Source organism: Caulobacter sp. P1_B12_2 (assembly GCF_056406675.1).
Window position 1 is genome coordinate 1 of sequence record NZ_JBFTZS010000205.1, and the last position, 7,917, is coordinate 7,917.

The 7,917-nt window shown below is 68.2% G+C and carries 8 protein-coding genes; 1 reads left to right on the plus strand and 7 read right to left on the minus strand.

The window, feature by feature from the left end; genetic code table 11:
• From AC1DZ6_RS13915 to AC1DZ6_RS13935, 5 genes are all read right to left on the minus strand, one after another.
• Positions 1 to 523, minus strand: a 523-nt coding sequence (locus tag AC1DZ6_RS13915; protein WP_477097758.1) for a homogentisate 1,2-dioxygenase, incomplete at its 3' end; no start/stop codon positions are given.
• 166 nt (positions 524 to 689) lie between these two features.
• Complete coding sequence (hppD, locus tag AC1DZ6_RS13920) at positions 690 to 1,751, minus strand: 4-hydroxyphenylpyruvate dioxygenase (RefSeq protein WP_477097759.1); 1,062 nt, start codon at positions 1,749 to 1,751, stop codon at positions 690 to 692.
• Positions 1,752 to 1,767: 16 nt separating this feature from the next.
• Positions 1,768 to 2,889 (minus strand): pyridoxal phosphate-dependent aminotransferase, encoded by a 1,122-nt coding sequence (locus tag AC1DZ6_RS13925; protein WP_477097760.1) that lies wholly within the window; start codon positions 2,887 to 2,889, stop codon positions 1,768 to 1,770.
• A 267-nt stretch (positions 2,890 to 3,156) separates the two neighbouring features.
• Complete coding sequence (locus AC1DZ6_RS13930; protein ID WP_477097761.1) at positions 3,157 to 4,350, minus strand: sialidase family protein; 1,194 nt, start codon at positions 4,348 to 4,350, stop codon at positions 3,157 to 3,159.
• A 5-nt stretch (positions 4,351 to 4,355) separates the two neighbouring features.
• Complete coding sequence (locus AC1DZ6_RS13935) at positions 4,356 to 4,826, minus strand: Lrp/AsnC family transcriptional regulator (RefSeq protein ID WP_477097762.1); 471 nt, start codon at positions 4,824 to 4,826, stop codon at positions 4,356 to 4,358.
• A gap of 156 nt (positions 4,827 to 4,982) precedes the next feature.
• Here AC1DZ6_RS13935 and AC1DZ6_RS13940 point away from each other — a divergent pair, with 156 nt between their 5' ends.
• A complete protein-coding gene (locus AC1DZ6_RS13940) occupies positions 4,983 to 5,252 on the plus strand; it encodes a hypothetical protein (protein WP_477097763.1) in 270 nt (89 codons plus the stop codon).
• Between the two features lie 130 nt (positions 5,253 to 5,382).
• Here the strand turns inward: AC1DZ6_RS13940 and ftsZ are convergent, their stop codons facing one another.
• Positions 5,383 to 6,918 carry a cell division protein FtsZ gene (ftsZ, locus tag AC1DZ6_RS13945; RefSeq protein ID WP_477097764.1) on the minus strand — a complete coding sequence of 512 codons (1,536 nt, stop codon included), beginning with the start codon at positions 6,916 to 6,918 and terminating at the stop codon, positions 5,383 to 5,385.
• Positions 6,919 to 7,398: 480 nt separating this feature from the next.
• On the minus strand, positions 7,399 to 7,917 hold a 519-nt coding region (locus AC1DZ6_RS13950; protein ID WP_477097765.1), incomplete at its 5' end, for a cell division FtsA domain-containing protein.

Here is a 7,917-nt window from a genome sequence, read left to right on the forward strand (position 1 = left end):
CGATCTCGCCGGGGGCCACATCCAGCCGGCCGAATTCGGTGACCAGGTGCAGCTCGCCCAGTTGCGGCACGATCAGCAGCTCGCCGTCGGCGTTCTGGAACACCCGGTCGATCATCGAGCGGTTGGCAAGGTACAGGTGCGCGGCCATGCCGGCCTGGGTCGCCACGTCGCCGTTGCCGCCGATCGTCACGAGGCCGTCGACGAAGTCGGTGGGTTCGGCGGGAACCTCCAGCGGATCCCAGCGCAGACGGTTGGGCGTCGGCGCGGCGGCGTCGAACGGGCCGCTCTTCAGCCGGTCCTGGGCATAGGGCGCGTAAGGCCCATGGCCGGCGCTGGGCCGCAGGCGGTAGAGCCAGCTGCGGCGGTTCTCGTGACGCGGCGCGGTGAAGGCCGTGCCCGACAGCTGCTCGGCATAGAGGCCGAACGGCGGCGTCTGCGGCGAGTTCTGGCCCACCGGCAGGGCGCCGGGGACCGCCTCGCTGGAGAAGTGGTTGCCGAAGCCGGATTGGTAGGTGAGGTCCATGGTTGGGTCCCTGGCTCGTTCTCTCTCAACGCACCCTAACATTGTCATCCCGGACAAGCCCGGCGAAAGCCGGGCGCAGAGCCGGGATCGCCGGAAGCGCGGCGCTCAGGCGTCGGCACCGGATCTTCGCGCTGCGCGCTCGTCCGCGATGACAACCGTTTTGAGATCAGGCCTCGACCGTGATCACGCCGCGGCGGATCTGGTCCAGCTCGATGCTCTCGAACAGGGCCTGGAAGTTGCCGTTGCCGAAGCCCTGGTTGCCCTTGCGCTGGATGATCTCGAAGAAGATCGGGCCGAACAGGTTCTCGGTGAAGATCTGCAGCAGCAGGCCCTCGTCGCCGACATTGCCGTCCAACAGGATGCGGTTCTTGCGCAGGCGCTCGGTGTCCTCGCCGTGGCCGGGCACGCGCTGGTCGACCAGCTCGTAATAGGTCTCGATGGTGTCTTGCAGCTTGACGCCCCGGACCCGCAGGCGCTCGACGGTGTCGTAGATGTCCGGCGTGGTCAGGGCCAGGTGCTGGATCCCCTCGCCATTGTACTGGCGGATGAACTCCTCGATCTGGCTCTGGTCGTCCTGGCTCTCGTTGAGCGGGATGCGGATGGCCTTGTCGGGGGCGATCATCGCCTGGCTGAACAGGCCCGTGGCCTGGCCCTTGATGTCGAAATACTTCTGCTCCTCGAAGCCGAAGACCTCGCGATAGAAGGTCGACCAGGTGCGCATCTGGCCGCGCTTGACGTTGTGGGTCAGGTGGTCGAGCAGGTCGAGGCCGACGTTGTTGGCCGCCTCGGCCTCGACCGCGCCGGGGACGGGGTTCCAGTCGGCGAACACGGCGTCCGGACCGGCCACCAGGTACAACATCGAGCCGCCGATGCCTTCCAGCACCCGGGCGCCCTCGCCCAGCACGGTGGGGCCGGCATCGGCCGCCACGGCGCCGCGCTTCAGGGCCTCGGCATAGGCCTGCTCGACGTTCTCGACGGTGAAGGCCATGCCGTTGGCCGACGGGCCGTGGGCGGCGCGGAACTCGGCGACGTGACCGGCGGCCTCGTCATTGACCAGCAGGTTGATGCGGCCCTGCTTGTAGCGGGTCACGGCCTTGGTCGGATGGGTCGAGGCGGGCACGAAGCCCAGCTGCTCGAACAACGCCTTCATGGCGGCCGGTTCGGGGCTGGTGAACTCGACGAAGGCGAAGCCGTCGAGGCCGAGGGGGTTTTGAGCGTCGATGGTCATGGCGGGCTCCGATGGATCAGAGAGCAAGAGCGGCCGGCAGGGCGGCGATCAGGCGGTCATTGTCGGCGGGACGGCCGATGGTGATCCGCACCCAGCCGCCGGGCACGGGCGTGGGGCGGATGATAAGCCCTTCCCGCAACAAACGCGCGGCGGTGGCTTCGGCGCCGGCCGGGCTGCGCAGGAAGACGAAGTTGGCGGCGCTGGCGGTCCGCTGCACGCCCATGGCGTCCAGCACGGCTTCCACCCGGCCGCGCTCGGCGATGGTCAGGGCGACGGTGCGCTCCAGGTGCTCCAGGTCGTTCCAGGCGGCCAGGGCCGCGGCCTGGCTGATGGCTGTGACGTTGAACGGCGGGCGGATGCGGTCCAGGTAGCCGACCAGTTCGGCCGACGAGCAGATGCCGTAACCCACCCGCATGCCGGCCAGGCCATAGGCCTTGGAGAAGGTCCGGCCTGAAACCCAGGTCCCGCCCCAGGCCTTCAGCAGGGCCAGGGTGTCGAAGGTCTCGTGATATTCGCGATAGGCCTCGTCGACGAAGACCACGGTCGAGCGCGGGGTGACGGCCAGGATCTCGCCGATGTCGACGCCGCTCATCGCGTTGCCGGTCGGGTTGTTGGGGGTGCACAGCACCAGCAGCTTGGGGCCCTTGGCCGCCTCGACCTTGAAGGCCTCGACGTCGAGGTCGAAATTGGCCAGGCGCGGCACGTCGACGAAGGTGGCCTCGGCGCAGCGGCCGAAGATCTCGTAGGCCGGGAAGGTCGGCGAGCACAGCAGGATGCTGTCGCCGGGATGCAGCACGGCGCGGAACAGATAGTCGATCAGGGCCTCGGAGCCCGGGGTCATGACGATGCGGGCCGGATCGACCGCCAGCCGCTCGCCGATCGCGGCGCGCAGGGTCTCGCAATAGGGGTCCGGATAGATCTCGGGGCTGGCCAACGCGGCCTGCACGGCGTCCGCGACCTTGGGGCTGCAGCCCAGCAGGTTCTCGTTGCTGGCCAGCTTGGACAGGTCGGCGCGACCGGCCAGGCGACCGGCTTCGGCCAGGGTCATGCCGGCCTTGTAGGCGGTCACGCCTTCCAGGGCCGGACGCACGGGCGAAACCACGGCGGGCGACAGGGACTTTTGATCGACAACCAACATGCGCCGCRCTCCGGAAAGGGGTACGGCGGCAGGATAGGGCCTTGGTGTCGGCAAGGTGTGGCGATGATGACCTAAAACTGTCCACACTCGGTCATTTTATGCCAAGAACTTTGCCTAAATCGCTTCCTGAAGACCACTCCCGGTGATTGTCATCCCGGACCTAGCGCAGCGAAGATCCGGGACCGCCGGAAGCGCCTGCGTTCACGCGTCGGTCCCGGATCGGCGCGCTGCGCGCTTGTCCGGGATGACAGCGTTGAATAGGCCGCCCTATTTGAGCCCCGCCAACGCCTCCAGCGGGAGCCGCGTCACCTGGACATCTTCCTTGTTCGCCGCGTAGCCGACGTACAGCCAGCCCTTCCAGACCACGCTCTTGGGATAGTGATAGCCCGGCCGCTTGTACTTGCCTTCGAACCGCAGCGGCTGCAGGTCGCCCTGTCCGCGCAGCAGCCAGCTGCGGTCGAACAGTCGGCCGTCGCGGCTGACGGTCACCGCCAGGGGCATTCGCGGCCGATCGCTATTGGGTGCGTTGACAAGATAGGCCGAGCCGTCCGGCAGGTTGCCGGCGCTCTGCTTGGCGCGGGAATCCGGCATCGCCGTCAGGACGGGCGTGGTCCAGGTCACGCCCCGGTCGCAGCTCTCGGCGGCCAACTGGCGAAAGCTCAGTTCTTCGTCGCGAAACACCATGACCGCGCAACCGTCGGCGCGGCGGAACAGGCTGGGCTCGATCTCGCGGCTGAGCCGGCGTTCGTGCGGCGCGGCGGCGGTGGCCATGTCGCGCGGCAGATTGGTCATCCGACCCTCGGTCCAGCCCGCGACGCCCAGCGGATCGTCGGTGAAGAAGGGCTTGGCGATCATGCCGGGACGCAGGTGGAAGGCCGCCAGCACTCGCCCGTCGATCCGGTGCGGATCCTGTTCGATCACGCCTTCGACGGGGCGACCGTCCGCGCCCATGACCCGGCGCGGTTCGCTCCAGGTCCGACCGTCCGAGCTGGTGCGGTACTCGGCGTAGCCGCCGGCGCCCGACTGGAAGCCGTCGGGCCAGACATTGGCGTAGGCCACTAGGACCTGGCCGTCCGTCCACCAGCCGCCGCTGGACCGCATCACCCCGCCCTCCCCGGCCGGCGTCAAAGGCCTGGGCGCGCTCCAACTCTCGCCGTCGTCGCTGACGCTGTAGGCCACCCAGGTGTCGGCGGAGTCCTCGTCCCTGGCCGAGCTCTGCCACTGGGCGTACAGCCGCCCCTTGAACGGGATCAGCACCACGCCGTTGCTGAACCGGTCCGTCTCCTGCGTCGGCGCGAAGACGGTGAAGGTCTGGGCGCCCGGCGCCGGCTTCAGCCCCAGGTCAGGCCGGTCCTGCTGGAACAGGTTCGGCGCGATCTCGTAGGGCGCGGCGCGCTCGGGTTCCGCGGCGCCCGCCGTCAGGGCCAGCGCCGCCGCGCCCGCCGCCAGGAGCCTGATCATCCGGCCTACTCCAGGTAATCCAGCGGCAGGGCCGTGGCGTCCTTGATCGTCTCCAGCACGAAGCTGGAGCGGATGTCCTTGACGGCCGGCATCTTCAGCAGACGCTTCATGGTGAACTCGGCATAGGCGTCGAGGTTCGGCGCCACCACCCGTAGGAGATAGTCGTAGCCGCCGGTCATGGCGTGGCAGCCCACCACCATCGGCTCGCGGCGCACGGCCTCGGCGAAGGCCTCGGCTGCGGTTTCGCTGTGGCGGTCGACCTGGACCTCGACATAGGCCAGCAGGTCCAGCCGCGCCTTGCGCCGGTCCAGCAGCGCCACGTAGCCGGAGATCAGGCCCGAGGCCTCCAGCTGCTTGACCCGCCGCAAGCAGGGGCTGGGCGACAGCCCGACCCGCTCGGCCAGCTCGACGTTCGTGACCGAGCTGTCCTGCTGGAGGATTTCCAGGATCTTCCGGTCGGCGCGGGTGAGCTTCATCGTGACCTGTTCTTCAAGCCGGTTGGCAGATTGTGTCGAGACTAGCGCGGTTGGGCGGCGCGGGACACCGCTTGGCGTTCAGCCGGAGCCTTAGGCCAGGTTGGAACGTTGGCTCCCGCGAGGACGATCAACGTCCATCCCTGGAGAAAACACCTCATGCGCACCGCCCTGCTGATTTCCGCCGCGATCGCCAGTCTGTCGCTGGCGGCCTGCTCGCAGAAGACCGAGGACCACACCGCCGCCGCCGCCGATCAGGCCGGCGCCGCCACGGCCTCGGCCGCCCAGGACACCGCCAACAACGCCAACGCCGCCGCCGCCAACACCGCGGCCGCGACCGACAAGGCCGCCGACAACACCGCTGACGCGGTCGGCGCCGCGGAGCGCAAGACCGACGCCGCCGCCGATGCGGCCGCCAAGACCCACTAGCGCGTGATTGGGGACAGGCGCATCCGCCTGTCCCACCAGCACCGACAAAGCAAAACCCCCGGAGCTTTCGCTCCGGGGGTCTCGGTTACGCTTACTGGTACGCTTACTAGCGGCGAGCCTTGGGCTCTTTTCAGTTGGCCAGGCGGCGCAGGAAGGACGGGATCTCGAGATCCTCGCCTTCCTCGGCGGCCGGCTGGTCCAGGGGCTGCAGCTGCGGGCGGGCCGAACCCGTCTGGCGCGGCTGCTGGGCCGGTTGTTGCTCGTAACGCTGCTGGCGACCACCGCCGAACAGGCTCATCCAGCCGCCCGACTTCTGGGTCCGGCGGTCGTCGTAGGTTTCACTGTACAAAGGCTCTTCGTCGGCGCTCTCGGCGACCAGCGGGTCGACGATGCGGGTGACGCGCGGGGCCGGGGCGGCCACGCGGGGCTCTTCGATCACCGGCTCTTCGAAGTGCAGGTCTTCCTGGGCTTCGACGACGGCTTCGGGTTCTTCATAGGCCGGTTCCGGCGCGTAGGACGCGGTGGCGGCGGCCGGGCGCTCGATCGGGCGCGGCTCATAGCGCATGCCCGGGCGGCTGGTGTCGGCGGTGGTCGGGACCGGAGCCGGCGCGGCTTGCGGCGCGGCCGGTCGGGTCTCGGCGATCAGCGGCTGGGCCGTGGTGTTGCGCGAGACGGGCTTGGGCTCGATCTGGGCGATGGACGCGCCGTCCATGCCGGTGGCGACCACCGACACGCGGATCACGCCGTCCAGCGACGGGTCGAAGGCGGCGCCGAAGATGATGTTGGCTTCCGGGTCGACCTGATCCGAGATGGCGTTAGCCGCTTCATCGACTTCGAGAAGCGTCATGTCCATGCCGCCGGTCACGTTGACCAGCACGGCCTTGGCGCCCTTCAGCGAGACTTCGTCCAGCAGCGGGTTGGCGATGGCGTTCTGGGCGGCCATCAGGGCGCGGTCTTCGCCGGTGCCCTCGCCGGTGCCCATCATCGCCTTGCCCATCTCGGTCATGACCGTGCGGACGTCGGCGAAGTCGAGGTTGATCAGGCCCGGCAGAACCATCAGGTCGGTGATCGAGCGGACGCCCGAGTGCAGCACCTGGTCGGCCATGCCGAAGGCTTCGGCGAAGGTCGTGCGCTCGTTGGCGACGCGGAACAGGTTCTGGTTCGGAATGACGATCAGGGTGTCGACATAGCGTTGCAGCTCACCGATGCCGGCGTCGGCCAGACGCATGCGGTGACGGCCTTCGAAGTGGAAAGGCTTGGTGACGACGCCGACGGTCAGGATGCCGCGTTCGCGAGCGCACTTGGCGATGATCGGGGCCGCGCCGGTGCCGGTGCCGCCGCCCATGCCGGCGGTGATGAACACCATGTGCGCGCCGTCCAGGTGCTCGCCGATCTCGGGGAAGCTCTCCTCGGCGGCGCTCATGCCGACTTCGGGGTGAGCGCCCGCGCCCAGGCCCTGGGTCACTTGGACGCCGAGTTGGATGCGACGGTCGGTCTTGGCGAACTGGAGTTGCTGCGCGTCGGTGTTGGCCACCACGAACTCAACACCCTCGAGGCCGGCCTCGATCATGTTGTTGACGGCGTTGCCGCCGGCTCCACCGACGCCGAACACCACGATACGCGGCTTCAGTTCAGTCGTACGCGGCGCGGAAAGAGAAATTGCCATGGGAGCCTCGCGTCTTAAACGCCGAATTCGTCAACTGCCGAACAGATCAAACGCCGGGAGTCATCTCGACGATCGGGTTAACAGAACAACCACCAACCTTAATCGGTGGTTAACTCCATAAGGTGAGTCGGCTCTCGGTCGACCCCAAAGAGGCCGGAAAAATCCAGTTATCCAAAGGAATCACAGGGGATTCCTGGGGTTCCTCAGGGTAGCCCGGAGGGCCGTGCGGCGGAACGCCGCTGACCGAAAAAGCCTTGAAAAATCCCGTTTTCAGGGCCTCGAAAACTGGGCCATTAGGTGTTTCCGACACTTAGATCGTAAACGCTTATGCTTAAGTTCTGTTAAGACTTGGCCGCTGTTCTTGGCGAGCTTGGCCAAGACGAAAAAATTTTGGCCGTCACAAAATTTAACAGTCCCACTCCGGGGAGCGCGACTCAGCCAAGCTTGCAGGATGTGGGACGAGGTCCCGCGACTACTCGATCAGAGATTGTCGCGCAGCCAGGCGGCGGCCTTGGCCACCGGGCTGGCGTTGGGATCCATCGGGCGCTTGCGGATCGCCGCCCCGGCCAGGGCCTTGGGCGAAACCACCTCGCGCGGCCCGAAAGCCGTGCGGTGCAGGACGCCGGCGGCGGCGCAGAACGCCGGACCCGACGCGGCGTCGGCCAGGTGCGGCACCCGGCGCGGACGGCCAAGGCGGACAGGGCGGTCGAACACCCGCACGGCGACTTCGCGCACGCCGGCCAGCTGGCTGGCGCCGCCCGTCAGGACGATGCCCGCGCCCGGTTCGACCGGCGCGCCGGACGCCTTCAGGCGCTCGCGCAGCAGTTCCAGCGTCTCCTCGACGCGCGGTTGGATGATGCCCTTCAGCAAGGACCGGGGCGCGATCACCGGGCCCGCGCCCGGATCGTCGCCGCGCGGCGGGGCTTCGATCATCTCGCGGTCCTCGTTAGCCGAGGCGATGGCGCTGCCGTGCAGGGTCTTGATGCGCTCGGCGCCGGC

What these genes read in the sequence shown, in the direction of transcription:
- hppD (WP_477097759.1), bottom strand. Translation starts at nt 1,751, where the DNA reads ATGACCATCGACGCTCAAAACCCCCTCGGCCTCGACGGCTTCGCCTTC.
- AC1DZ6_RS13925 (WP_477097760.1), bottom strand. Translation starts at nt 2,889, where the DNA reads ATGTTGGTTGTCGATCAAAAGTCCCTGTCGCCCGCCGTGGTTTCGCCC.
- AC1DZ6_RS13930 (WP_477097761.1), bottom strand. Translation starts at nt 4,350, where the DNA reads ATGATCAGGCTCCTGGCGGCGGGCGCGGCGGCGCTGGCCCTGACGGCG.
- AC1DZ6_RS13935 (WP_477097762.1), bottom strand. Translation starts at nt 4,826, where the DNA reads ATGAAGCTCACCCGCGCCGACCGGAAGATCCTGGAAATCCTCCAGCAG.
- AC1DZ6_RS13940 (WP_477097763.1), top strand. Translation starts at nt 4,983, where the DNA reads ATGCGCACCGCCCTGCTGATTTCCGCCGCGATCGCCAGTCTGTCGCTG.
- ftsZ (WP_477097764.1), bottom strand. Translation starts at nt 6,918, where the DNA reads ATGGCAATTTCTCTTTCCGCGCCGCGTACGACTGAACTGAAGCCGCGT.